22 protein-coding genes and 6 tRNA genes are annotated in these 23,179 nt (G+C 38.4%); 17 read left to right on the forward strand and 11 right to left on the reverse strand.

What is annotated here, in order from left to right; translation table 11 throughout:
* The first annotated feature begins 3 nt into the window (after nt 1-3).
* The 6 genes from PMAL9190_RS00005 (at nt 4) to PMAL9190_RS00030 (ending at nt 793) form a co-directional block, all read left to right on the forward strand.
* A tRNA-Leu gene (locus PMAL9190_RS00005) sits at nt 4-90 on the forward strand.
* 52 nt (nt 91-142) lie between these two features.
* A tRNA-Cys gene (locus tag PMAL9190_RS00010) sits at nt 143-216 on the forward strand.
* A 16-nt stretch (nt 217-232) separates the two neighbouring features.
* Nucleotides 233-308: transfer RNA gene (locus PMAL9190_RS00015), tRNA-Gly, on the forward strand.
* Nucleotides 309-478: 170 nt separating this feature from the next.
* A tRNA-Leu gene (locus PMAL9190_RS00020) sits at nt 479-565 on the forward strand.
* Nucleotides 566-618: 53 nt separating this feature from the next.
* Nucleotides 619-692: transfer RNA gene (locus PMAL9190_RS00025), tRNA-Cys, on the forward strand.
* 16 nt (nt 693-708) lie between these two features.
* Nucleotides 709-793 (forward strand) — tRNA-Leu (locus PMAL9190_RS00030).
* A gap of 89 nt (nt 794-882) precedes the next feature.
* Here PMAL9190_RS00030 and PMAL9190_RS00035 read toward each other — a convergent pair.
* From PMAL9190_RS00035 to PMAL9190_RS00065, 7 genes are all read right to left on the reverse strand, one after another.
* Entirely contained in the window at nt 883-1,779 is an 897-nt protein-coding gene (locus PMAL9190_RS00035; protein ID WP_087843352.1) for a helix-turn-helix domain-containing protein, read from the reverse strand.
* A 167-nt stretch (nt 1,780-1,946) separates the two neighbouring features.
* Nucleotides 1,947-2,171, reverse strand: coding sequence for a hypothetical protein (locus PMAL9190_RS00040; RefSeq protein ID WP_087843353.1), 225 nt, complete (start codon nt 2,169-2,171; stop codon nt 1,947-1,949).
* Nucleotides 2,161-3,381: an FMN-binding protein gene (locus PMAL9190_RS00045; protein WP_087843354.1), complete on the reverse strand. Its 1,221-nt coding sequence runs from the start codon at nt 3,379-3,381 to the stop codon at nt 2,161-2,163. Before PMAL9190_RS00045 ends, PMAL9190_RS00040 begins: the two co-directional genes overlap by 11 nt.
* The gene (locus PMAL9190_RS00050; protein ID WP_144384292.1) at nt 3,372-4,643 is read right to left on the reverse strand and encodes a tetratricopeptide repeat protein; all 1,272 of its coding nucleotides are present in this window, start codon (nt 4,641-4,643) and stop codon (nt 3,372-3,374) included. Before PMAL9190_RS00050 ends, PMAL9190_RS00045 begins: the two co-directional genes overlap by 10 nt.
* A gap of 47 nt (nt 4,644-4,690) precedes the next feature.
* The gene (locus tag PMAL9190_RS00055) at nt 4,691-5,011 is read right to left on the reverse strand and encodes a VcrB family reductive dehalogenase putative membrane anchor (protein WP_087843356.1); all 321 of its coding nucleotides are present in this window, start codon (nt 5,009-5,011) and stop codon (nt 4,691-4,693) included.
* Nucleotides 5,011-6,558: a 4Fe-4S dicluster domain-containing protein gene (locus PMAL9190_RS00060; protein ID WP_087843357.1), complete on the reverse strand. Its 1,548-nt coding sequence runs from the start codon at nt 6,556-6,558 to the stop codon at nt 5,011-5,013. The genes PMAL9190_RS00055 and PMAL9190_RS00060 overlap by 1 nt, the downstream gene beginning before the upstream one ends.
* Nucleotides 6,559-6,857: 299 nt before the next feature.
* The gene (locus PMAL9190_RS00065) at nt 6,858-8,072 is read right to left on the reverse strand and encodes a metallophosphoesterase (RefSeq protein WP_087843358.1); all 1,215 of its coding nucleotides are present in this window, start codon (nt 8,070-8,072) and stop codon (nt 6,858-6,860) included.
* Nucleotides 8,073-8,272: 200 nt separating this feature from the next.
* On the opposite strand from PMAL9190_RS00065, the gene PMAL9190_RS00070 reads away from it, so the two are divergent.
* The 4 genes from PMAL9190_RS00070 (at nt 8,273) to PMAL9190_RS00085 (ending at nt 10,990) form a co-directional block, all read left to right on the forward strand.
* Nucleotides 8,273-8,614 carry an ArsR/SmtB family transcription factor gene (locus PMAL9190_RS00070; RefSeq protein WP_087843359.1) on the forward strand — a complete coding sequence of 114 codons (342 nt, stop codon included), beginning with the start codon at nt 8,273-8,275 and terminating at the stop codon, nt 8,612-8,614.
* An 89-nt stretch (nt 8,615-8,703) separates the two neighbouring features.
* Nucleotides 8,704-9,762 carry an ACR3 family arsenite efflux transporter gene (gene arsB / locus PMAL9190_RS00075; RefSeq protein WP_087843360.1) on the forward strand — a complete coding sequence of 353 codons (1,059 nt, stop codon included), beginning with the start codon at nt 8,704-8,706 and terminating at the stop codon, nt 9,760-9,762.
* Between the two features lie 115 nt (nt 9,763-9,877).
* A complete protein-coding gene (locus tag PMAL9190_RS00080; RefSeq protein WP_087843361.1) occupies nt 9,878-10,378 on the forward strand; it encodes a hypothetical protein in 501 nt (166 codons plus the stop codon).
* Between the two features lie 99 nt (nt 10,379-10,477).
* On the forward strand, nt 10,478-10,990 hold the full coding sequence (locus tag PMAL9190_RS00085; RefSeq protein ID WP_087843362.1) for an RNA methyltransferase: 513 nt from the start codon (nt 10,478-10,480) through the stop codon (nt 10,988-10,990).
* 74 nt (nt 10,991-11,064) lie between these two features.
* Here the strand turns inward: PMAL9190_RS00085 and PMAL9190_RS00090 are convergent, their stop codons facing one another.
* The gene (locus PMAL9190_RS00090; RefSeq protein ID WP_087843363.1) at nt 11,065-11,922 is read right to left on the reverse strand and encodes a DMT family transporter; all 858 of its coding nucleotides are present in this window, start codon (nt 11,920-11,922) and stop codon (nt 11,065-11,067) included.
* 365 nt (nt 11,923-12,287) lie between these two features.
* On the opposite strand from PMAL9190_RS00090, the gene PMAL9190_RS00095 reads away from it, so the two are divergent.
* The 7 genes from PMAL9190_RS00095 (at nt 12,288) to PMAL9190_RS00125 (ending at nt 20,290) form a co-directional block, all read left to right on the forward strand.
* Nucleotides 12,288-13,061, forward strand: a complete 774-nt coding sequence (locus PMAL9190_RS00095; RefSeq protein ID WP_087843364.1) for a metalloregulator ArsR/SmtB family transcription factor — start codon at nt 12,288-12,290, stop codon at nt 13,059-13,061.
* A 30-nt stretch (nt 13,062-13,091) separates the two neighbouring features.
* Nucleotides 13,092-13,613 carry a phosphatase domain-containing putative toxin gene (locus PMAL9190_RS00100; RefSeq protein ID WP_087843365.1) on the forward strand — a complete coding sequence of 174 codons (522 nt, stop codon included), beginning with the start codon at nt 13,092-13,094 and terminating at the stop codon, nt 13,611-13,613.
* Nucleotides 13,614-13,782: 169 nt separating this feature from the next.
* Nucleotides 13,783-14,781 (forward strand): ArsJ-associated glyceraldehyde-3-phosphate dehydrogenase, encoded by a 999-nt coding sequence (locus PMAL9190_RS00105; protein ID WP_087843366.1) that lies wholly within the window; start codon nt 13,783-13,785, stop codon nt 14,779-14,781.
* A 43-nt stretch (nt 14,782-14,824) separates the two neighbouring features.
* A complete protein-coding gene (arsJ, locus tag PMAL9190_RS00110) occupies nt 14,825-16,057 on the forward strand; it encodes an organoarsenical effux MFS transporter ArsJ (protein ID WP_087843367.1) in 1,233 nt (410 codons plus the stop codon).
* 187 nt (nt 16,058-16,244) lie between these two features.
* Nucleotides 16,245-19,199: a bifunctional diguanylate cyclase/phosphodiesterase gene (locus tag PMAL9190_RS00115; RefSeq protein ID WP_087843368.1), complete on the forward strand. Its 2,955-nt coding sequence runs from the start codon at nt 16,245-16,247 to the stop codon at nt 19,197-19,199.
* Nucleotides 19,200-19,280: 81 nt separating this feature from the next.
* Nucleotides 19,281-19,949: an HAD family hydrolase gene (locus PMAL9190_RS00120; RefSeq protein ID WP_087843369.1), complete on the forward strand. Its 669-nt coding sequence runs from the start codon at nt 19,281-19,283 to the stop codon at nt 19,947-19,949.
* Nucleotides 19,950-20,023: 74 nt separating this feature from the next.
* The gene (locus PMAL9190_RS00125) at nt 20,024-20,290 is read left to right on the forward strand and encodes a hypothetical protein (RefSeq protein WP_060997445.1); all 267 of its coding nucleotides are present in this window, start codon (nt 20,024-20,026) and stop codon (nt 20,288-20,290) included.
* A gap of 107 nt (nt 20,291-20,397) precedes the next feature.
* On the opposite strand, the gene PMAL9190_RS00130 is transcribed toward PMAL9190_RS00125, so the two are convergent.
* The 3 genes from PMAL9190_RS00130 to PMAL9190_RS00140 all read right to left on the reverse strand — a co-directional run bounded on the left by PMAL9190_RS00130 (nt 20,398) and on the right by PMAL9190_RS00140 (nt 23,069).
* Nucleotides 20,398-20,970, reverse strand: coding sequence for a cysteine hydrolase family protein (locus tag PMAL9190_RS00130; protein ID WP_087843370.1), 573 nt, complete (start codon nt 20,968-20,970; stop codon nt 20,398-20,400).
* A gap of 147 nt (nt 20,971-21,117) precedes the next feature.
* Entirely contained in the window at nt 21,118-21,756 is a 639-nt protein-coding gene (locus tag PMAL9190_RS00135) for a murein L,D-transpeptidase catalytic domain family protein (RefSeq protein WP_200813356.1), read from the reverse strand.
* 680 nt (nt 21,757-22,436) lie between these two features.
* Nucleotides 22,437-23,069, reverse strand: coding sequence for a YccT family protein (locus PMAL9190_RS00140; protein ID WP_087843371.1), 633 nt, complete (start codon nt 23,067-23,069; stop codon nt 22,437-22,439).
* Nucleotides 23,070-23,179: the final 110 nt, after the last annotated feature.

Below are 23,179 nucleotides of genomic sequence, written 5' to 3' on the forward strand. Positions count from 1 at the left end.
CGTGCCCTGGTGGTGGAATTGGTAGACACAAGGGATTTAAAATCCCTCGGCGTTCGCGCTGTGCCGGTTCAAGTCCGGCCCGGGGCACCATCTATTAGGTTGTTAAGTCATTAACAACAGGCTAGGGAAACCTAGTAACGTTGGCGCGTTGGCAGAGTGGCTATGCAGCGGATTGCAAATCCGTGTACCTCGGTTCGACTCCGGGACGCGCCTCCATTCTCTTTGAGAATATGCGACACTAGCTCAGCTGGTAGAGCGCAACCTTGCCAAGGTTGAGGTCACGAGTTCGAACCTCGTGTGTCGCTCCAATTTAGAAATATTGACGTTGTCAGTATTTAGCAACACAAGAGGTGACTCAACAATGTTGAGGTCACGCCTGAGTTTACAAGATCGGGAACCTCGTGTGTCGCTTCAAATTAAAAAATACGGCTTAGGCGGTATTTACAGATGGTGTCTTACCCATCGCAAGAAATTGCGTGCCCTGGTGGTGGAATTGGTAGACACAAGGGATTTAAAATCCCTCGGCGTTCGCGCTGTGCCGGTTCAAGTCCGGCCCGGGGCACCATCTATTAGGTTGTTAAGTCATTAACAACAGGCTAGGGGAAACCTAGTAACGTTGGCGCGTTGGCAGAGTGGCTATGCAGCGGATTGCAAATCCGTGTACCTCGGTTCGACTCCGGGACGCGCCTCCATTCTCTTAGAGAATAAGCCCGAGTGGTGAAATTGGTATACACGACGGATTCAAAATCCGTTTCCTTCGGGAGTGACGGTTCAAGTCCGTCCTCGGGCACCAATTCAAATGATAAAGCCTCAGCTAACGCTGGGGCTTTGTTGTTTCTAGCCTGATCAAAAACTTAGCCCTGTTTTTACTATGACTACGCTTTAGTATCCCATTTGACCATTTTGCTGGTAATTTAGACGACTGATTGAGCGAAAGTCGCGAGGGGACAATTCCGTATGGCGACGAAAAAATTTTGCTAGGTTGGTCGCCTCTTCAAAACCCAGTTGGATCGCAATCTCCCCAATAGATAAAAAAGTATAGGCCAGCAGCCGTTTTGCTTCTAATAGTAGTCGATCATCGATCAAACGTTTAGCACTGAGTCCGGTTTGCTGCTTGCACACGCTACCCAATTTTTTACTTGAGCACCCTAATAGGTTGGCATACTCCGCCACGTGGTGATGTTGATGAAAATGTTGTTCTACTGCAGCGCGAAAGCGATCGAACAACCTTGTTGGTTGTAGTGGTGTGAACTGTGCCAATTTGAGGTTAGCACGATAGATGCGGTGAATTAAACTGCGAAGCAGGCAATGTAACATGTCGTTGCGATGAGGGTGTCTGCTTTGAAATTCAGCATAGATCTCAGCGAAAGACTCTGCCAAATCTGGAGCATGGCAATGATTAATATGCTCAAACATGGCAATGATATCAGGTTTGAAAGTGTCATCTGCACCAGCAAACAACATGTTATCGGTGAAGGTCATAACATAGCCATCACTGTGTTCATTGAGAATAAAGTGATGAATTTGATGGCGAGCAATCAAAAAAAGGCTTCCCGGTTGATAGCGAAACGGCTTGGTGTCAATCATGTGTAGCCCTTCACCATGATTAATGTAGATCAGTGAGTAGAAATCTAAACGGTGTGGAGTGGTGAGAGGATAACGGTCGATTTCTGTTAGCAGGGTACGTAGAGGACGCAGTGTTATCTCAACGAGGTTACAATCTTGGCTATTGAATGCAATACGCTGAATGGATTGGTGTTCTTGAGTACTTAGCGACATATGAATAATGCTCTTTTACTATCACGCGTGTACTTTATTCACTCTGGTCTATTTGTCTTTGATTTACATTCGGTTTTAGGTAGGGCGATAAATAATCTCGCCCTTTATTGATAGAAATGTGAATATGCGCACTGTTTATAATGGCATGATAAAGTCTCTCCCTATAGCTACCAACCTTCAGCTTTAGAAGTTTCGGCATTCAATTCGGCTAGGCGCTTGTAGTCAATTTTCACCGGAGTGGTCACGGCCGCTTTAGTTTCGGTGCTCAACACTCGATAAATAGCATTTTGCTGCTGAGAATGAGTGTTTATGCTCATCGCTGTTTGTACAACATGGGCTACGATAAGGCCGTTAGCAATGATAAAAAAGGCGAACGATATTTTATCGCGCATGCGGTTTCTCCTGTTGTTTTGTCGGTCGAACAGAACGTTTTTTCTTAGTTAGCGATTTCCCCCATAGCTTCATTGCACGCAGGAAAGCCATAGTCTGGGTGATCGGACATAAAGTTTGACACCATGGTTTGTGGATAAACAATGATGTTAGTATCACAAGAATGGTTAAGGCAAAAAGGATCGGTCCACCAATCATGTTAAACGCCATGCCAAAGGGCTCGAAGCTGAATGATGACGGGCTGCGGAAATACAATCCCAATGCTAAGGTGAACGTAACCAGTATACGTGGAAACCATAGCATCAAAGGATGATTGGATTTACATGCTTTTGCTTTATTGAGTTTACCAATGCATTCCTGTGCTGCTCCAAAGGGGCATACAGTGTTGCAGTAGATATTTTTGTTGGAAAATAGCAAATAACCAACAGTAAATAGTAACAGCATCAGGGAGGTGTAACTGGCTACGCCATCCACCCAGAAACCATTTAGCAGATAACCAACAGTACCTAGACCAAAAGGAGCTGCTGCATAGAAGCCTAACATGATCAGTGATACACCCATGATGATGCGACGACTTGCCACTTTCCATTTGAAACCAGCTTGGTTTATTACGATAGCTGCGATGAATAAAACAAGTGCTAATCCATCCATCCAATTAGGCATTGATAATGCTGAAGTGGAAATTGGTGGGATCGTTTGTTGTAAACCATCGCGGGCGCTGTGCTGACTGCTGATAAGTATGGCTTGGTGTATCGCCTTGCTAGTAAGGGTTGCTCCAGATGTTCCATCAACTATGGGTAATATTAAAGGTAATGATTGAGCCTTTTTATTTAAAAAATCATCAACAAAACCACTATCAATTACTTGGTTGAGATAAGATTCGGTTTCTGCACTGGCTGTAATTGCAATACCGGTTAATTCACCTACGTTATCGATCGCGGTGACGATTTCTAGTGGCCCTCCATAGCCGACAGCTGTAGCAAGAGAAAGCCATGTTGTCGGGTTGTTTGCGTCAAGGTTACTATCTCGTGCACGTGCTTGCCAAAGGTTTTGACCCATAGCGGTGTACACGAGTCCACTCGGTGTCGCTTGTGAAAGGGTTTTCTGAACGCTGCTATCTTGGCGTAATCCGCCCAAAAACCAAGCAAAAAACAAGATAAATAACGTCGCAACAATGGCGACTTTCTCTAGCTGATCGCGTTTTAAGTGCACGAGTGTTCCTCCTTGTTTCCGTCAGCCGTAACTGTAGCCGCAGTAATAACAGGTTGGGTTATGATTTTGACTTGTTGGTGGATTGTTTTAAGGGCATCAGCGTATGGTATTGTGGCTTGCGGATGCATGCCTTGTAAGAAGTAATAGCAACGCTCTGCCTCAGCATACCGTTGTAATTCAAATAAGCATTCAAACTCCAATGCGGAACTGCGGATGTTGTATGGTTCAATTGCTTTTAGACGCACTAGATCATTTAATGCTGGTTGGTATTGCTTAATACTAACCAGACATTCCGCACGAGCAAGGTATAATCCGACTTCATCTGGCATACTTTCTAAGGCTTGGTTGAGATACTCTGCTGCGATCTCTTGTTGGCCCATCGCTTTGGCTGTGAGCCCAAGGGTTTTGTGCAATTCAGGATGGGCATCACCTAAAGTCAGAGCGTGCTGTAATGTGCGCCAAGCTTCATTAGTATTATCGAGTGACAAATGACATTTACCGAGCGCTATCCACGAGCCTGCAAAGTTCGAAGATAAAGTACAAGCTTGCTCAAAACAGGCAATAGCATGTTCAAAATCTTCTAACTGATATAGGCAGACGCCTTTGTTGTGCCATGGACCTGGTAACGTTGGTATACGTTCTATTACTTGATCAAATGTACGCAATGCGTCAGCATGTCGACCTAGGCGCATATATTCGCCTGCAAGATGGAAATAGGGCGCGTAATCTTCTGGTTGTCGCAATGACATCGCTAAATAACACGAAATCGCGGCCTCAGGTTGGCCTAAGGCAGACAGAGCTTTGCCTCGTAGCAATTCTAATGCATTGTATTGAATTGTAGTTATCGAGTTTTGCTGGTGTGACTTATTGTGTTGCTCTTCACTTTGTTGTCCACGGCCAATGCAGGTCAGAGCTGATTCAGGTAGCCCCAGTTGAATTAAACCCGCGAGAAAACGCTGTTGATGTTCAGCGGCAATGCCATTTGTACCCAGTCCATCAAACCCTAATTGCGCTAACCAAAGGTTAACCTCCATTTGTAAGGCTTGGTGTTCAATCCAGCTATATAAGGCGGCTGGTTCGTCACCATTTAGGCTATTGACGCGTTGAGTGAGTAGGAGTTTGGCTTGCTCACTCACGGCCAACGTAATGGCATCAATATCGAGTTCAGACTCGAGAGTATGCATGCACAGCGATGAAAGAGCAGTTATTTGATCGAGAGTGTGTTGCGATAACATGGTGATGTCTCTTAGTGATCGTTTCAAGTATGCCCCTGCACAACAGCAGGGGCAAAATGGCTTAAATGATGGGATTACACTGTCTTAATTGTATGGCGGTCGCGTAGCCAAATCAGTAGACGCGCTATACCAAAGCCAGCAATGACTAAGGCTGTACCGACAACGCCAAGGAAGTACCAACCAGCATTACCTTCATTTTCCCCAAGTAAGGTAAAGGCACCAGCAATTGTAAGGAGAAAAGAGCCCCACCAACCTCCAACCAGTAACCATTTAGCAGGGGTCATATTAAGTTTGAATTCTGCTGCCCAGTAGCGTGCGTTTTGAAACAGATAAAGCTGTATCGCACCCATAACCATCCAAAATAGTGGGTCGAGTATAGTCGCTTGTGGAAACATTAGATCCCCTCCCAGTTACCGTCGTATTGCCAAGTTTTATCAACATTGAAGAAGTTTTCTGTACGCATCCACTCTGGTGGCTGGTGATAGCCTGCCATGTGGCCTCCATTCCAATCGCCGTGGTAGGCTTCTGCTTCAGGGTAATAGAACATATTGTGTTGCATCGCTAATAGAGCGGTGCGTGTTAAGCCCGTTTTATCGCGAGGATCGGCTTCACGTACAATGGTATGGATCCAGTTATTTTTACGAGTGTAAGGACACACAGAAATACAGGCACGACAGCCCATACCCATCGCCGTTGGGCCACTTTGCCACATACGGTAGCAACTATCTTGATTGAAGTCGTAACGCTTGAAGCCCCTGATCACGGTGTCGGGTTTGTCAGACAATGAGATTGAGCCTGATGGACAGCTTGTTGCGCAAATTTTGCAGTCCTGACAGAAGTGCTGCATGCCTAGATCAACTGGCTTGTCATGTTCAAGTTCGATGTCGGTTATTAAAGCTGCTAAACGAACATTAGTCCCTAACTCTGGAGTCATCAGTGTTCCATTTCGACTGGCTTCACCTAAACCTGCGAGTACACCCAATGGTGGTATAGTCATTTCATAATCATTACCCGGAACTTGACAGCGAGAACCATAACCTAGTTCACCAAGGAAGATTTGTAGTTTACCAATTGCCAAGCGACACTTGTGATATGCGTCGTACGAGGTGGAATAACCGATCGCCGAGTACATTGGATCCCAGTTCATAGGAATCCCGATAACTACGATGGATTTCCAGTGAGCTGGTACATCTTCACCCCAGCTATCAACACCGCGCATCATGTTCTTAAAAATGAACTCTTTGTGTATGCCTGTAATACCGACTAAGCTGGCACCAAATTGATGCGCCATGGTTTTCACTAATTCAGACGCATGTTGTGGTGATTTAAAGTCTAGTTTTTTGCGACTAGGATCGACAAAGTAGTAATCTGCTACTTCCGGTGGGCCTTCTGGTGGTTTAGGAAACTTAATTGGGTGATCGTGAGTTCCATATGCGGCTTTCTCATGAGCACAATCGTACGCCCAGCCAATGGCAAATTGATCACGTAAACGCTCTATATTGGCTTTACGAGATTCATTTTCACGGAAGGCGCGTAGCATTTCTTCAAAGCGATCTGGTATATCACGGTAGTAAATGCGGATACGTTCGTCAGGAAAGGTATCGAGCCCCATATCTGGCGTCCAGCCTTCGTTAAACGCATTACGGAAGCTACCAGTACGGTTAAATAAGTGAGAAGCCCATTCTGGACGTTCAATCTGAGCGACTTTACGAAATGTTGGTGGATAATCGACACGGAATGAATCTCGCTCAAAGAACATATCTTTGCCTTCTTCGGTGCGCCCCCAGCCCACATAGCTGTCAGGATCGCGACCTAGCTGGAAGCCAGCACCAATGGCACCAGCAACAGATGCTGCTACCGCGGTCGCGCCGCCAATTTTCAGGAAGTTCCGTCGTGACGGATTTGTAACATCTTGCGTTGCCGTATGTTTTTCGTGGGTCATCACGTTCATCCATGGTTAACATTATGCTCGAACAGAGCAAAAATCAGTGATGAGTAAATTGTTAACGATACGGCTAGTGGTCAAAAGGTAAATTTCTGACATAAAAAGATAAAAAAAGCCATATTTGTTGAGGTAATGTTATTTATGCTGTTTTTATCGACACTATGAATATGGTTGAGCTAAATATCAATTTAGGAGGAGGTGATGGTAGGGAGTCAGATAGAGATGAGTTGATGGCAGTAATAGCACAGTCAATCGAAGCCTAAATTATCACTGTACTATTACTGTTAATATTATTTCTATTTCTTTAATGTCACTTTAATAACACTATGCTCTGTTGGTACACCTAATCGAAAAGGAAAGCCGTAATGCCCAGTACCTCGATGTACATATAGCTTAGTATTATCTATTCCCCACAAGCCATGATCTGGCGATTTTGAAAATAGACTGATTACTGTAGTTTTTAATCCTAAACTGACAAGTCCCATAAGACCACCATGTGTATGACCACTTAAATATAAATCAATAGGGTGGCTCGCTAGAGGCAGATCTGAAAGGTGAGTTGGATCATGTAGCATAGCAATACTTGCGATGACATTCTTTTTATTTGGTAAGCTTTTGATTGCGTTACTGAGTTTCGGTTTTCTATCTTTAGAGTGAGAATCAAAGCCAATAACTTCAACTGGTCCAAGTCTAGTTTCTACTACCAGTGCTTCATCTATCAACAAAGTAATATTATTGTTAGCTAAGGCTGTTTTTACTATTTCAGGTGCTTCGTAATCATGGTTACCCATACAAGCGAATACTTTACCGCGATAGTCTTTTAATGGCTGCAGTGACTGTGACAGTGCTTGTGCTGATCCTTTTGACTCCATGGTCAAAAAATCGCCCGTTAATAAAATAAGATCCGGTTGTTTATCGACTGCGTTTTTACAAATATGCTGAAGTCGAGCAACAGACATATATGGGCCTAAGTGGGGATCGGTTAACTGGATAATCTGCAGTGTGTCGTTATTATTTGAAGGTGGTGGCGCTAATTCTAAACGACTTAGCTGCGATGGTTGTGCATTATCATTTAAATCTATAACAACACTTTCTTCAGAAATACGGAAATTTTGTAATATACCGATTAAACCAAGTATATAAGGGACATACAAAAAATCAGCATTGCTAAAAAATACTAACCATAGTGCCCAAGGAAAGGCGATTATCGTTGCACCTAAAAACCATTGCCCAGGCCAATTTATCACAATGCGAACCCAAAGAGGCTGCATTTTTGGTCGAATAAGAAGCAAGGTGTCTATAAATACTAAACTATATAACAACAATATGATCAAAGGAGGAATGAAGCTAACCAGAGTGCCAAATATAGTAACAAAAACTAAACTATAAACCGTTAAAATAACGCCTCTAATGATGGCAAACTCTTTAGAGCGAAATAACCAACTAACAACAATAGTAAACACTAATAAAAACAACGTTATGGTGCCGATATTATCTAAAATAAAATTCAATGAACTAATCCTATAAAATAAGTATTATCTTAATACAGTATTGTTAGCATTTTAGCTAAATATATCGTTGAGAGTATGCTTTTATAGGCGGATTTTTACTAAAGGTTATTTGAATTTACAATGTTCGGGGTTAATTTATTTTGCATCAAAGTCGAACATCTATTATCGTTAATCGACGATGAACGGTTAGGTGTAAACAGATGAATAATAAATGCTCGAGTTCTTGTGATATTTCCTTTACAGCAACAGACCAACAACTGAATGATGAACAAACGTTAGCTGCGCAAGCGAAAGCACTATCGCATCCAGCAAGGCTGCGTATTTTACATATTCTGCACAGTTTAGATGCGGTGAATGGCTGTTTGAACAGTGATTTAGTTTCTGAATTGGGTTTAGCACAATCAACGGTTTCTGAACATTTGCGTATATTAAAGCAAGCTGACTTTATTACAGCAGAGCCAAATCCTCCTAAAGTATGTTATCGCATTCATCGTGAAGCACTTGATAAATTCCATACTAGATTTGCCAGCTTTTTGTCTTAACGTATGACTAAAGATCTTGATAACAAAAAACTATTTACCAATATAAATCGTTATTCGACGATTAGCGATTATTGAAATAGAAGGTTACTATGACGAGTGAAAATGTAAAACGTTCAAATAATAAAATGCACTTTATTGATCGTTACCTAACCGTATGGATTTTTGCTGCAATGATTATTGGTGTCGGTATTGGAGCTATATTTCCTGATGTAGCGCAGTGGAATGAATCGATGTCTGTTGGCAGTACTAACATTCCGCTGGCGATTGGTTTGATCCTTATGATGTATCCGCCGCTGGCTAAAGTGAACTATAGCTTAATGGGGAGTGTAACCAAAGATAAGCAAGCCATGACATTATCGTTAGTCATGAATTGGATTGTCGGCCCAATTTTAATGTTTAGCCTCGCATTGCTCTTTTTGGGAGATCATCCCGGTTATATGGTTGGCATTATTTTGATTGGTTTAGCTCGTTGTATTGCAATGGTGCTTGTGTGGAATGATATTGGTGGCGGCAATAAAGAATATGGAGCGACACTGGTTGCGCTAAACAGTGTGTTTCAAATTTTTACTTATAGCTTTATGGCGTGGCTATTTATTACGGTATTGCCTCCTATTTTTGGTTATCAAAGTGTTGTTGTAAATATATCGATAATGAACATTGCTGAAAGTGTGTTGATTTACCTTGGCATTCCTTTTATTGCTGGTTTTCTTAGCCGTAAGTTGTTGGTCGCTAAGAAAGGGGAGCTGTGGTACAACGATGTATTTATTCCTCGTATATCACCGCTTACACTCATTGCGCTGTTAGCAACGATTGTGCTTATGTTTAGTCTTAAAGGCGATATGATCTTAGCATTGCCAATGGATGTGTTTCGTGTTGCTGTTCCCTTGGTTATTTATTTTGTATTGATGTTTTTTATTAGCTTCTTTGTTGGTAAGAAGATCGGTCTTCCTTATGATAAGAATGCCTCTATCGCTTTTACAGCAACAGGTAATAATTTTGAATTAGCTATTGCTGTATCTATTGCTGTATTTGGATTGAATTCAGATCAAGCATTTGCTGGTGTGATTGGCCCTTTGGTTGAAGTGCCAGTATTAATTGCTTTAGTGAATGTGGCACTTAAGATGAAAAAGAAGTATTTAAATAATTAAAAATGGTGGTTTTATGAACGGTTGTGTAATTGTTCTTGCACAACCAAGGTAATTCCGTATAACCATTATCGACTTTGTCATTTATTTTTATTCAACCCACTGTTAAGGCATATGCATGACCAGCTACAGCGTAAAAACGTATACTCGATCTATATTTGATGACGATTTTGAGGATGATTCTATCGATGATTTTTGTGACGATTCGCTGTCTGTAACAGATGTGTGCTCTGAACAAGCTGATATGTTTGTAACGCTAATCGATAACGGAATAGCTGTTGTTGATGATAGCTATCATAGGATGGGTGATGCTCCAATACGAGTAGGCTATCGTGCTGTTATTGATGATAATGATCTGAATATTATACGTGTCAATTTCGTTCATATTATCGATCAGGGATCGCGTAATCTGAAAGCTTATAATATTGAAGTAAAGGCAGTGCCTGAGACGAATACCTTGTATATTTCAATCATGCCTTATATGCCATTCTTTACCACTATCCTTGATATGTATGACGCCAATAAAGCTCAACAGATCGATGCCTTAATGCAGCAAGCAATAGACACTTTAGCTAAAGGGTGGCTGTTTAAACGTTTGCTGGATAAGAATCAGAGCTAGTGGCTAGTTTGGTTACCACTTTCTGTAAAGTGGCAATTTCAGTATAATAACCGCTTGATTTATAGTTGCGGTTAAGCAAAAAAATAAGGTATTTCTGACATGAAAGATGCATCAGTCATCATTGGATTAAGTAATCCTAAAAGTCCAACTAATATAGGTGCAGTACTCAGAGCAGCAGGTTGTTATAAAGCGGATGCTGTTATTTATACCGGAACTCGTTACGATAAAGCTGCAAAGTTTCAAACAGATACTAAAAAGATGGCGCAGAGCATTCCATTATCTGGTGTTGAGTCCATGCTTGATAATTTGCCACCAGATATGAAAATTGTTTGTGTTGATTTTGCTGAAGGCGCAACATTACTGCCGCATTTTGAGCATCCAGAAAAAGCGATTTATATTTTTGGTCCTGAAGATGGTTCTATTTCACAAGACGTGGCAGATAGAGCCGATCATGTGGTTTATGTACCAACTGTTGGCTGCATGAATTTAGCAGCATCCGTTAATGTTGTTTTATACGATCGTCTTGCGAAACAAGAGAATATTGTTCAAAGCGATGAACATATTCGCCAAAATCGTGACAATAAAAATAATCTTCGCGTAAATATTAAATAAGTAAACGCTAAAATCTCGATAGATTATCGCCGTGTTAATGATGAACGGCGATAATCTTATGGCCAAATTACATATCATCCAGGCTGTTTTACATCCCATACAGTATAGAGCCCTAAGGTCATTAAAATGATTGCGCCACCTAAAATATCATTTAAAGACGGTTGCTCACCAAGCACTAAAAACACATATAAAGGACCTAATAGAATTTCCATTAATAAAATTAAACTTGTTTGAGCAGCAGGAATATAGGCTGTAGATTTTGAAATACAGAGATAAGAACCAGGAACAATAATGCCGCCTAATACAAATAAATATAGCATTTGAATATGTGATAGTGAAAAAGGTTGTGCGCCTCGAATATAAGCAAATACAGCGATCAAAAACCCTGCGACAATCAAGATGTTAGCCGCTTGTTCACCTTTTGTTTTACGCATAGCGATGAGATAGATAGCTGTTGCTAATGCAGTAATTAATGCCAGTAAATTTCCGACCCATTGCCCGCCAGCAGGGGCAAAAGCAAATATAATCCAAATACCACTAGTCGCGATACCGATAGCCAGTAGTGTTGGCCATTTGAGTTTTTCTTTTAATATTAAGAAACCTAAAATAGCGGTAAAGAAAGGGGCTGTATTAATGATCACCAGCGTACTTGCGACTTGAGTATAATGTAATGATTCTATAAAACAGACAGTAGAAGCTGCAAAAACAAAGCCTAATCCTAAAAGAGGCAAAGAAGGGCGTGATATTTCAGCTGTGAATTGCTTACGGTTGTAAAGTAATTGCACAATGACTAAAACGATACATTGAAACGCGCCACGCCAAAAAAGTACATTCCATGCGGTTGAATCTGATAGTTTTACAAATAAGCTATCAAAGCTCAGTATCATTATGCCAATAAAAGCTAATAATAATCCGCGATTCTTATCGCTCATAAAAACATTTCCTATAATTTTTAGCGGGTATATTTTCGTATTAATCAACAAATTTTGTTAAATATGTGATGAACGATTAATCAAATGTATGCTTTTATTGTATTAATCACTATCTGTTAGGATTAATCAACCATTGAATCTAATATTGTATATGTCGTCCTCTATTTAAGAAAAAAATTTCTTTGTTATGATGATATTTGTGATTTGTCGTAAAATGTAACTGCCTTTATAAAGATTTTATTAGAATAATATTTACCTCACCCAATAATTGAAGTGGTTAAGGTCACTTTTTTTTATTCGTACACTTGTTATATATGCTTTATCGTATATCCTGATGTTTTCGACGGTTATTTATAAGGTGTATTGTGAAACGCATTTTGTTTCTTTGTACTGGTAACTCCGCCCGTTCGCAACTTGCAGAAGCATTGATGCGCCACATGTGCCGAGATAGTGCCGCCACCATTGGCCAATTTGAAATAATGAGTGCAGGGATGGCACCTGAGAGTGTTGATCCTCGAGTATATGAAGTACTGAATTATCATCATATTAATGCTGATAACTTAACCAGTGTCTTAGCATCCAGCCTCCAAAATCAACATTTTGATGTTGTGATCACTTTATGCGATAAAGCTAATAAAGAATGTGCCCTTTTTCCAGATTCTGATGCATTAATTCATTGGGATTTTAAAGATCCTAAGCCACTATCTGGCTCTCAAGGGTTTTATGATGTCTTTGATGGTTTAAAAGCCAAGATAGCGTTATTTTTAATGCTCAATGGTGATAATCAATCTGACACGATTGGTGCAGTTGAATTATTTAAAATTATGAGTGATCCACTACGGTTACGAATTTTAATGCTAATTCATGATGAACGTGCTTTATCTGTTGGAGATTTAACCAAAGCATTACAAGTTAGTCAGCCTAAAGTTTCTCGTCATTTAGCATTGTTACGAGATAGTGGTGTATTACATGATCAGCGAGAAGGTGTTTGGATTTTTTATCATTTTCCAACTGATCTACCCCAGTGGATTCTGCATACACTAGATACAGTCCGTAATGGGCAGCCGGCATTGATTAATCAAGAGAAAATACGTTTAAGTGCAATAAAAAATAGAAAGAAACCACAATCAATTAATTAACGTTATAGCAGAATAGGAATTGTGACTGTTATGGATAATCAACATCCCGTTTGGACTTTACCATTAAATGAAGCCGCATCTAAACAAGGTGGTTTACTTTTAACGCCATGCCCAGGAACTAAAGGCGTAAATGCCATTACGAGTTTGCGTCAGCTAAAAGCAGCTGGTGCAACAGTGGTGCTGACAGCTTTAGAAAAAAATGATTTACCGGATCAAGGTGTTGAATTATTAGCCGAAGCATGCAAATTATTGGGAATGCAATGGTTTCATGTGCCGATTGAAGATGATTGCGCACCTTCTGCTGACTTTGAATCGACATGGCAACGCGCCAATGATGCAGCACAAATCGCACTTAATAATGGTGAATATGTTGTTGCGCATTGTAAAGGTGGTTCAGGACGTACGGGATTATTAGCAGCCCGTATTTTACTTGCTCGTGGTAAGCCTTTTGAAGAGACAATCACTGCAATTCAGGCACTACGACCAGGAGCATTTACCCGTCAACCACATATTGACTATATCGCCCAGTGGAATAGTGAGATTGCGCGCTAATCATTAATAGGAATTTGATATTAAACCTCGCTTATGCGGGGTTTTTTCGTTTTAGGTCTGTTTAACAATTTTTACCTGTAAAAGGTTTATTTTATTTATCTTTGTTGTTATATTTGAAATTCCATATATATGGTTTTTCGTATATCTAGCCGGATCTAAGGAAATAATGATGACAATCAAAGTAGGAATTAATGGTTTTGGGCGTATTGGACGTTTAGCATTGCGGGCTGCATTTAATTGGCCGCAGGTTGAGTTTGTATTAATCAATGATGTTGCTGGTGATGTTAATACATTGGCACATTTACTTGAGTTTGATTCAATCCAAGGCCGTTGGGAACATGCGGTGACGGTTAATAACGGCCAAATGGTGATCAATGGCCAATCTATTAATTATTGTCAGCAAGCGAAAATCAAAGATGTTGATTGGTCGGGTTGTGATGTTGTATTAGAGGCCACGGGTGTGCATCGTGATACTCAGTACCTTAACCAATATTTGCAACAAGGTGTAAAGCGTGTAGTGGTGTCTGCGCCAGTAAAAGAAGAGGGGGTATTAAATGTGGTTGTAGGTGTTAATGATCATTTATTTGATGCTGAAAAACACCGAATTGTTACTGCTGCATCTTGCACAACTAACTGTATTGCACCGGTTGTTAAAGTTATTCACCAACACCTTGGTATTAAACAAGCATCATTTACAACTATTCATAATTTAACTAATACCCAAACAATTTTAGACGCACCGCATAAAGACCTGCGTCGTGCCCGTGCATGTGGAATGAGCTTAATTCCAACGACGACAGGATCAGCAAAAGCTATTGTTGAAATTTTTCCAGAACTTGCAGGTAAAATTGATGGTCATGCGGTACGAGTGCCACTCGCTAATGCATCATTAACGGATATTATTTTTGATGTTGAGCGTGACACCTCTATTGAGGAAGTTAATCAATTATTAAAAGCAGCATCGGAAAATGAATTGGATGGTATTTTAGGTTTTGAAGCACGACCATTAGTTTCTATTGATTATCGTGGCGACCAACGTTCAACCATTATTGATGGGCTATCTACCATGGTGGTAAATCAACGCATGGTGAAAATTTATGCTTGGTACGATAATGAAATGGGCTATGCCACTCGAACTGCGGAGCTCATCCGTAAAGTTGGTTGTTAATCAGTTAACAATAAATAGTGTTAGTCAGTAAGAGAGTATTTTTATGTTAGCAAAGCTAAGTCAGCTACCTAATGGCGTACGTCAATATATGCTAGTGACGTTTAACTATTGGAACTTCACTTTAACAGATGGCGCACTACGAATGTTGGTGGTGCTACATTTTCACCAATTAGGTTATAGCCCCTTAGAAATAGCATCACTATTTTTGTTTTATGAATTTTTTGGTGTGGTGACTAATCTTATTGGTGGTTGGCTTGGTGCTCAGTTAGGCTTAAATCGTACCATGAATATTGGTTTATTTATGCAGGTCGTGGCGTTGTTAATGCTTGCTGTTCCATCTGCAAACTTAACTGTTATATGGGTAATGTTTGCACAAGCGCTATCCGGTATTGCAAAAGATTTAAATAAAATGAGCGCGAAAAGTGCGATAAAAACCTTAGTGCCAAATGATCAACAGGGTGCATTGTATAAATGGATAGCGTTACTAACAGGTTCAAAAAATGCACTTAAAGGTGTCGGCTTTTTCTTAGGTGGTGCATTGCTGGCATTAATTGGATTTCAAGGTGCAGTTATTGCAATGGCATCTGTGTTAGCAGCTGTATTTATATGCAGTTTATTGTGGCTGGATAAAGATTTAGGAAAGGCAAAAAATAAAATTAAATTTAGTCAGATATTTTCAAAAAGTCGCAGTATTAACATATTATCAGCAGCTAGAATGTTTTTGTTTGGCGCTCGTGATGTATGGTTTGTGATTGCATTACCGTTATATTTAGGTCAAGTTTTTGGTTGGGATCATGTTTTAGTTGGTAGTTTTCTTGCTATTTGGGTTATTGGCTATGGCGTGGTTCAAAGTATTGCTCCACGTATTACAGGAAAAGCATCGGGTATTGTGCCGGATGGTCGAGCGGCTTTTGCATGGGCGAGTGTATTAGCACTTGTTACTGCGGCGATTGCATTAGCGATACAAATTAATTGGTACCCTCAATTTGTTATTGTGATTGGTCTAATGATCTTTGGTGCTGTTTTTGCAATAAATTCTTCATTACATTCTTATCTAATTGTTAGTTATGCCAAGGATGATGGTGTGAGTTTAGATGTCGGGTTTTATTATATGGCTAATGCAATGGGGCGTTTAATCGGTACACTACTTTCTGGTGCGATTTATCAACTTTACGGGCTATCGATGTGTCTTTGGGTTTCGTTTGCTTTTATTGCCATCACAACAGTAATTTCATTATGGTTACCTCGTAACCATTCAAATTCTATCGCGATTTAAGCGTATTTTAAAATGGCTCTTAATCGTAAAGTGATATTTATCAAAAGATGTCAAATAATAGCTATGATTAATAGTTGTTATCTTTAACTAGGCTGGTCTATACGGTATATTAGGTAAATTATTATTATTACACATAGTATCAAAGATAATTATTTGTCCGATATATTACTTAGGCCGCTGATTACTTATGGTTACAACACTAAAAGCCTTAAAACGAAATAGTTATGGCGGTGAGTTTATACAAGAAGCACTTGCTAGTGTTTATGAAATGTTTAAACCAGTACATTGCTATATTGCTTACTTTGATAAAGTACATCAAAAAGCGATTTCATTAGCCTATTATGTGGATGGCCGTCTTTCAAATACTGTATTTAGCTATTCGATAGAGAATGCACCTTGTGTAGAGTTGATATCAGAAGCAAATTTCCTTCATTTATCGCATAATATATCGCAGACATATCCATTTAATCAGGTTATAACCCCCCATGTCTTTCATTCTTATTTAGGATTACCGATATTTTCTCGTCAAGGGGAAGTGATAGGTGTGATTGGGTGTTTATTTGATATAGATTTTTTATTTTCTGAAGCATTACATCAAGAATGGTGTGATGCGATTAGTCATATCCTTGGTTCTGATGTTGAGTATCTTGCTTTATTGTCATCACAAAAAAAATTACTTCGAGAAATGGAGCAATGCCAACAAGAAGCAAAACTTGGTAATTGGCAACTTGATTTGGTGACAAATAGTTATTATTGGAGCAAAGAAATCTATCGTATTTTTCAATGTGAGATAAATGAATTTATACCAAATGAAAAAACGATTAATGATTTTATTCATACTGATGATCGAGTTAGAGTAAATGAATTAAAAGATGCAATGCTAAATAGTAGTAACGTTAATTATAGTATTATATATCGTATTGTATTAGCGAGTGGAAAAACAAAATACTTACGAGAAAATTGCAATATTTTAAGGAATATAAATGGTGTTGCAACTGTAATAAAAGGCATACTGCAAGATATTACTGATTTTTACCATATTAATGATAAATTAAATCAGGCATCTAATAAATTAACAATGACCTATAATGCGGTGGTTGAAGGTATTTGGGAATATGATTTAAAAACAAGTAAATTAGTCACATCACCAAAGTTTTGGGATATTTTATCCATTAATAAAAATAAAGCAAAAAATATTAGTGACTATTTAGCAATGGTCCATAAAGATGATCGGCTAGCTGTTGTTGAGGCTTTTTCAAAATTACGTAATGGTGATGCGATATCTATTGACGTAGAATTCAGGTTACAGTTAAAAAATAAGCAATCAGTATATCGCTGGCTTAATTGTAAAGGTAATATTATTGAATCAAACAATAATCACAGTAGTGATAGTATTGTTGGAGTGTTAATTGATATCACTGATACTGTAGTTGCCGCACAACAATCAACGTTAGCAAAAACTGTTTTTGATAATACCTCTGAATGTATCGTTATTACCGATCAAGACAATAACATTATATCAGTGAATAAAGCTTTTGAAACGGTAACAGGCTATAGTAAAAACGATGTAATTGGTAAAAACCCACGCATATTAGCATCTGGTTATCATGATTTAGCATTTTATGAAAAGATGTGGGATAGTCTTGAAACAACAGGAACATGGCAAGGACAATTGCACAATCGTCGTCGTGATGGTGTTATCTATCCAGAAGAGATGACGATAAATAAAATTGAAGATGATCATAAAGTTGTTAATTATGTAGGTGTTTTTCATGATATTAGTTCACGAAAACAAACCGAGAAAAAGTTAAGATTATTAGCTGATAACGACATGTTGACAGGATTAATGAACCGTCGTCGATTTGTTGAGAAAGTTGAAAAGCAAATATATAAAATTTCTCACCCAGAGAAAGGAGCCATCACGACTGGCGTTTGCTCTTTATTATTTATTGATCTTGATGATTTTAAAATATTTAATGATCTTTATGGTCATGAATTTGGCGATGATATTTTAAAAAGTGTTGCTGATATTCTCAGAGCTACAGTATGTGAGCACAGTATTATTTGCCGTTATGGTGGTGATGAGTATGCGGTATTAATCAAAGATAAAGACATTAATTATGCAAAAGATATTGCACGTCAATTAATCGACATTATATCAAGACCAATTGTCTGTAATGATATTGAAGTTAATCTTACTATTAGTATTGGAATATCTGCTTATCCAGAAAGTGGTACGACCCATCAAGCATTATTAAAAAATGCTGATTATGCAATGTACGAACAAAAATGGCTGGGACGTAATGGCCTTTGTGTTTATGACCAACAATTACAATCTGAATATATTGGTAAGTTGAAATTACGCGATAAACTAAAATATGCAATCGATGCTAATAAAATTAAAGTATATTATCAACCGATTGTCGACTGTAGAACAGGTAAAGTCTGCAAATTTGAAGCGTTAGCACGTTGGTATGATGATGTTGATGGATTTATTTCTCCAGGAGTATTTATACCTATCGCTGAACGCTATGGCTTAATTGGTCAGTTAGGTCAACAAGTGTTTGAGCAAGCTTGCGCTGATTTAGATCGTATTCATCGATGTGGATTTGATGATATTATTTTTTCTATTAACCACTCGGTAAAGGAATTCTCACAGCATAATCAACAATATATCTTTGAGACTATAAATAATTATCATTTACCTTACAGCGCGATTATGATTGAAATAACAGAATCTACTGCATTGGATGATGGTAAAAATATCATTGATACACTTGCAGCATTTCGATCTCGCGGTATTGCAATCTCCTTGGATGATTTTGGTACTGGTTATTCATCACTTGCCGCTATTATTGATATAAAACCGGATATTATTAAAATTGACCGTAGTTTTATTATTGATATTGAACACTGTAAAGAAAGTAAAATGTTGGTATCACTGGTACTTGATTTGAGCCATAAGTTAAATGTTGAAGTTGTTGCTGAAGGTGTAGAGACTCAAGCACAATTGGATATTTTATCTTCGATGGATTGCCACTATATTCAAGGTTATTACTATAGTCCGGCTGTGGTTATTGATGAAGCGATTGCGATACTAAAAGTGCGTAATCATAATGTGGTTGATAAAAATACACAGTAAGCAGCGCTATAACTATTATTTGTAAAAGTGAAATGCTATAACAAGTTCTCTTTTGATATATAGATTGTTATTTGGTAAGTAATGCAGACTCTTTTTTTTGATTTTGATGGTACTTTGGTTGATTCGGAAACATTCCATGCTGAAAATTGGAGTACTTATTTAGCAACGTATGGTGTAACTCTTACCGCCGATGATTTTATTGCCTATTATGCTGGTGTTACTTGGCCTAAGATTGCCAAATATTTTATTGAACATTACCAATTAAATGTTGATATCGAAACAATTACCTCTGAAATGGAAGCATTAACAGAGGCTAAAATTCGCGAGCAAGGAATTCCTGCGTTACCTGGTGTTGATGCCATACTCAAGGCATTTGCGGGTAAAGTACCCATGGCTGTCGTAACTGGCGCACCACGAGATTATGTTGAAGGTGTATTAAAGCAACATGGTTGGTTTGATCTCTTTGAGCATGTATTTAGTGGCTATGAAGTGGCTAATAATAAACCATCTCCTGATGTTTATTTGCATGCTTGCCAAATAATGAAAGTTGAATCGCATCAAACTGTCGCAGTAGAAGATAGCCGTACGGGTTTACAGGCGGCTAAAAATGCTAATATTTGTTGTTTATTAATTAATCCCCATTCGTCATTAATTGAGATTGAGGCTGATCATAAATTTACTTCTATGGTAGCTGCAACACCGTTATTAGATTCGTTATTTAAATCGAAATTAGCATTGAGTGCGGTGTAAAAGAGGCTATTGTTTTGCGGCAACAACGGGCTATGTTAAATTACTCATATTGAAATAATGCAAATAGGTTAATGATGGAAAACGAAGAAATAATGACAGGTGATATGCTGGTTGAAACAGTTGAAAACCAGTTGGCTGACGGTAATCCATTAGTGGTTAAAGAAACATTAATGCGTTTAATGATGACAGGCACGGCTCGAGATGAAGCTGTGCAGATGATTGCTTGTGCATTATCAATTGAAGTTTTTGATGTGATGAAAAATGACGGAAAATTTGATTTAAAACGTTACCGTGAAAATCTTGTCGCTTTGCCTGATATGCCTTGGGAAGATGATCTGTAATAGCGTTCTTCTACTGCAAAAAAACCGTGAGTTTATATCACGGTTTTTTATATCTAGTATTGTTAACTATTGTCGATAGTCGGTGATAATAGATAAACACGATTCGATTAAATTTGAGTAAGAGTTTTTGCTTGGTGTAATGTTGCGATCCTTGAAAGCATCGCTAATGAACGTTGGTGTTCTTGTTCTGTAGCTGAAGTGCAAGCATCACTGACAATATGAACATTGTAATCTCGATCATGAGCATCTCGAACTGCAGATTGAATCGCCCAACAGGTACTCACGCCACAAAAATAGACATCGGTAATGGCATTTGCGCGTAAAATGCTATCAAGTGCAGTGTTATAAAATGGATTGACACGTGATTTTATTACCACAGTATCATCTGCTGTGATTTGCAGATCTGGATGAAATTCAGTACCCCATTGACCGAGTTCCAAGGCTCGATATTGTTGTGCCTTACCAAACATTGGTGAGTGATGTGGTAATTCGAGATAATTAGGTTGAAAGCCAACTTTGACAAAGATACAGGGTAGGCTATTTTGTTTTGCCCATTGAATAGCAATATTTGCATTATCGATTACATGGTGAGTACTAACTTGCTCAGCACAGCTGGGTATTTTGCCATTTTTATCGACAATATCATTAATGAAGTCAATGATAACTAAGGCTTTATTCATATTATCACCTTTAAGATCAGAGTTTGGTTTTAGCGAATGCTAATAAGAATACGATCAAATTTTAAATTTTAAATTTTAATATTATGAAATCTTAGATATAAAAAAAGCTTTTAGTCTGACAACTAAAAGCTTTTTAGGCTAGCAGTGTTATTTAGCATAAGCAAAAATAACACTACCGCCTTTGATGGTATCAATAATTTTCTTGGTCAAATACGTTGGTATAGCCGGGCAGCCCCAGCTACGACCAAGATAACCATTACGCTTTATAAAGGCCTCTGAGACATATTTAGCGCCGTGGATGACGATAAAACGTTTCAAGGCGTTATCATTTTCACCTCGTGTTAGCCCATTAAGTTTTAATGAGTAACCATTTCCGCCATGGTATGTCCCTTCAGTTAAGAATGTACCTAATGACGTTTTATGTGAATTGACGCGATTAGAAAATCGATCAGCCACTAAGCGACCACTATTTTCACCGTGTGACACATAGGTGCGATAAAGTAATTTATTTGACTTTAAGTCTATAACGTAAAATCGTTTTTCAGTAGAAGGCATGCTGTAATCAATAATGGTTAGCAGCGATTTCTTTTTACCACGCGTTTTATTGTAAGCAATAAATGCTTTTTTAAAGACATTAAAATCGATTTTGCCTTTTAAATCGGCTTTTTGGTAGACATAGTCAGCAACAATGTCTGCATTTTTTCGTTCTGTATTGACAACATGCGCAGACGCACTTAATGGTAAAAGACATACCATTAATAGAAATAGGTAAATAATTTTTTTCATTTCATTCTTTCTATTCTTAAACAGGTTGCAGATATTTGTAGTAATCAAGCGAGGTCACACTTTATCATAAATAAGAATTAAAAAAGAATAATTAAATGTGGAGTTATAAGCAGTTTATCGGTATTAATATGATGATATTTGCTAAATTAATAGTTAAATTAATTATTGATAACAAAGGCTTATTAATATGAACATCATTTAATTAATAACAGTTAGTTAAATGAATGTGAAGCTAAAAAAAGCTCGTTAATTTTGATTTTGATTGATTGTAAGTTTTTGATTTTAATTGTTTTTTGTTTTTAACGTTGGGGTTATTTAATATTTAATTAAATTTAAAAATAATAATGTTCGGAGGGGATTTTGAGACAATAGTTTTAAGCTCATTAAAACGGAAACAAATAAACCTGAATATAAGATGAAGAAAAATAAATAATAGCTATTCATTTTGTTCAATATAAGAAACAGCGCAGATATCTAAATAATACCGATATGATTCTATTGATGGAAGATTATAAATATCACACTCGTTGATATCGCGTTCTAGAAATGGTGTGAGTATGGCCATTTACAAGATAGGTTACACAGTCCGTGCTATCCCCCTTATTATTGGTATTGAGTCTTTATAAGAAGGGGGAATAACAACTATCGGTTAACACAGCATGCGCTATTAATTGAAAATGTTAGTTGTTGATATTAGCTTTAAAGGTCGCTTGTGTGGCTGAATCGGCTTTGTTGTACCAGTAGTTTAGCATTTTTGTCACATAAGCTTGATCGATATGGCCGTCTTTTTCTGCTGGGCTAGCTTGCTGTTGTACGCGTTGCATTTCATTAGCAGTAATTGCTGTCGCTAATGCTGCAGGGGCTTTACTTAAATTGTACTGTGCGATCTCTTGTTGGTAATCACGATTAATTTGGAGACCATCTTTGATCAAAACATCGTGTTTAAAAGGTACTTCACTACCATCAGCCGCTAATAAATGTAGCGTTGGTTGGCGGTTGAATTTTTGAGCTTGGTATGCACTTGAAATGTTAGGTAGCTGAAGGGTGTAGGTTGCATCATTACCAGAAAATGTCATGACAACAACTTCTGAACGAAATAAGTGAGTATCACCATTTTCACGGTAGTTTTTATCGTAACGAAAAGCAATTTGGTTACTACCATTATTTAAAGTTTGGGTTGCATTACCTTCCGCGTTAACACCATTGACGAGAACCAGTTCAGCAGATTGTGGTAGGTTAAGTGTTACATCAGCAAATGATGAGAAGCTAATGCTACACGCCGCTAAAGAGAGTAGAACTGTACGTAGTTTCATGTCGATTCCTTTTGAGTGCATAGAATGAATAATGTGTATTAGGTATAGTGATGCTATTGTATTCTGAACATTACTGTATTGACAAACAACTATCGAAATTAATAGTTAAT

It is taken from the genome of Photobacterium malacitanum (assembly GCF_900185615.1).
Classification (GTDB): domain Bacteria; phylum Pseudomonadota; class Gammaproteobacteria; order Enterobacterales; family Vibrionaceae; genus Photobacterium; species Photobacterium malacitanum.

Excerpts from the sequence above, each read along its gene's own strand:
- PMAL9190_RS00035 (WP_087843352.1), bottom strand. The coding sequence starts at position 1,779 with ATGTCGCTAAGTACTCAAGAACACCAATCCATTCAGCGTATTGCATTC.
- PMAL9190_RS00040 (WP_087843353.1), bottom strand. The coding sequence starts at position 2,171 with ATGCGCGATAAAATATCGTTCGCCTTTTTTATCATTGCTAACGGCCTT.
- PMAL9190_RS00055 (WP_087843356.1), bottom strand. The coding sequence starts at position 5,011 with ATGTTTCCACAAGCGACTATACTCGACCCACTATTTTGGATGGTTATG.
- PMAL9190_RS00060 (WP_087843357.1), bottom strand. The coding sequence starts at position 6,558 with ATGACCCACGAAAAACATACGGCAACGCAAGATGTTACAAATCCGTCA.
- PMAL9190_RS00070 (WP_087843359.1), top strand. The coding sequence starts at position 8,273 with ATGAATAATAAATGCTCGAGTTCTTGTGATATTTCCTTTACAGCAACA.
- arsB (WP_087843360.1), top strand. The coding sequence starts at position 8,704 with ATGACGAGTGAAAATGTAAAACGTTCAAATAATAAAATGCACTTTATT.
- PMAL9190_RS00080 (WP_087843361.1), top strand. The coding sequence starts at position 9,878 with ATGACCAGCTACAGCGTAAAAACGTATACTCGATCTATATTTGATGAC.
- PMAL9190_RS00085 (WP_087843362.1), top strand. The coding sequence starts at position 10,478 with ATGAAAGATGCATCAGTCATCATTGGATTAAGTAATCCTAAAAGTCCA.
- PMAL9190_RS00090 (WP_087843363.1), bottom strand. The coding sequence starts at position 11,922 with ATGAGCGATAAGAATCGCGGATTATTATTAGCTTTTATTGGCATAATG.
- PMAL9190_RS00100 (WP_087843365.1), top strand. The coding sequence starts at position 13,092 with ATGGATAATCAACATCCCGTTTGGACTTTACCATTAAATGAAGCCGCA.
- PMAL9190_RS00105 (WP_087843366.1), top strand. The coding sequence starts at position 13,783 with ATGACAATCAAAGTAGGAATTAATGGTTTTGGGCGTATTGGACGTTTA.
- arsJ (WP_087843367.1), top strand. The coding sequence starts at position 14,825 with ATGTTAGCAAAGCTAAGTCAGCTACCTAATGGCGTACGTCAATATATG.
- PMAL9190_RS00115 (WP_087843368.1), top strand. The coding sequence starts at position 16,245 with ATGGTTACAACACTAAAAGCCTTAAAACGAAATAGTTATGGCGGTGAG.
- PMAL9190_RS00120 (WP_087843369.1), top strand. The coding sequence starts at position 19,281 with ATGCAGACTCTTTTTTTTGATTTTGATGGTACTTTGGTTGATTCGGAA.
- PMAL9190_RS00125 (WP_060997445.1), top strand. The coding sequence starts at position 20,024 with ATGGAAAACGAAGAAATAATGACAGGTGATATGCTGGTTGAAACAGTT.
- PMAL9190_RS00130 (WP_087843370.1), bottom strand. The coding sequence starts at position 20,970 with ATGAATAAAGCCTTAGTTATCATTGACTTCATTAATGATATTGTCGAT.
- PMAL9190_RS00135 (WP_200813356.1), bottom strand. The coding sequence starts at position 21,756 with ATGAAAAAAATTATTTACCTATTTCTATTAATGGTATGTCTTTTACCA.
- PMAL9190_RS00140 (WP_087843371.1), bottom strand. The coding sequence starts at position 23,069 with ATGAAACTACGTACAGTTCTACTCTCTTTAGCGGCGTGTAGCATTAGC.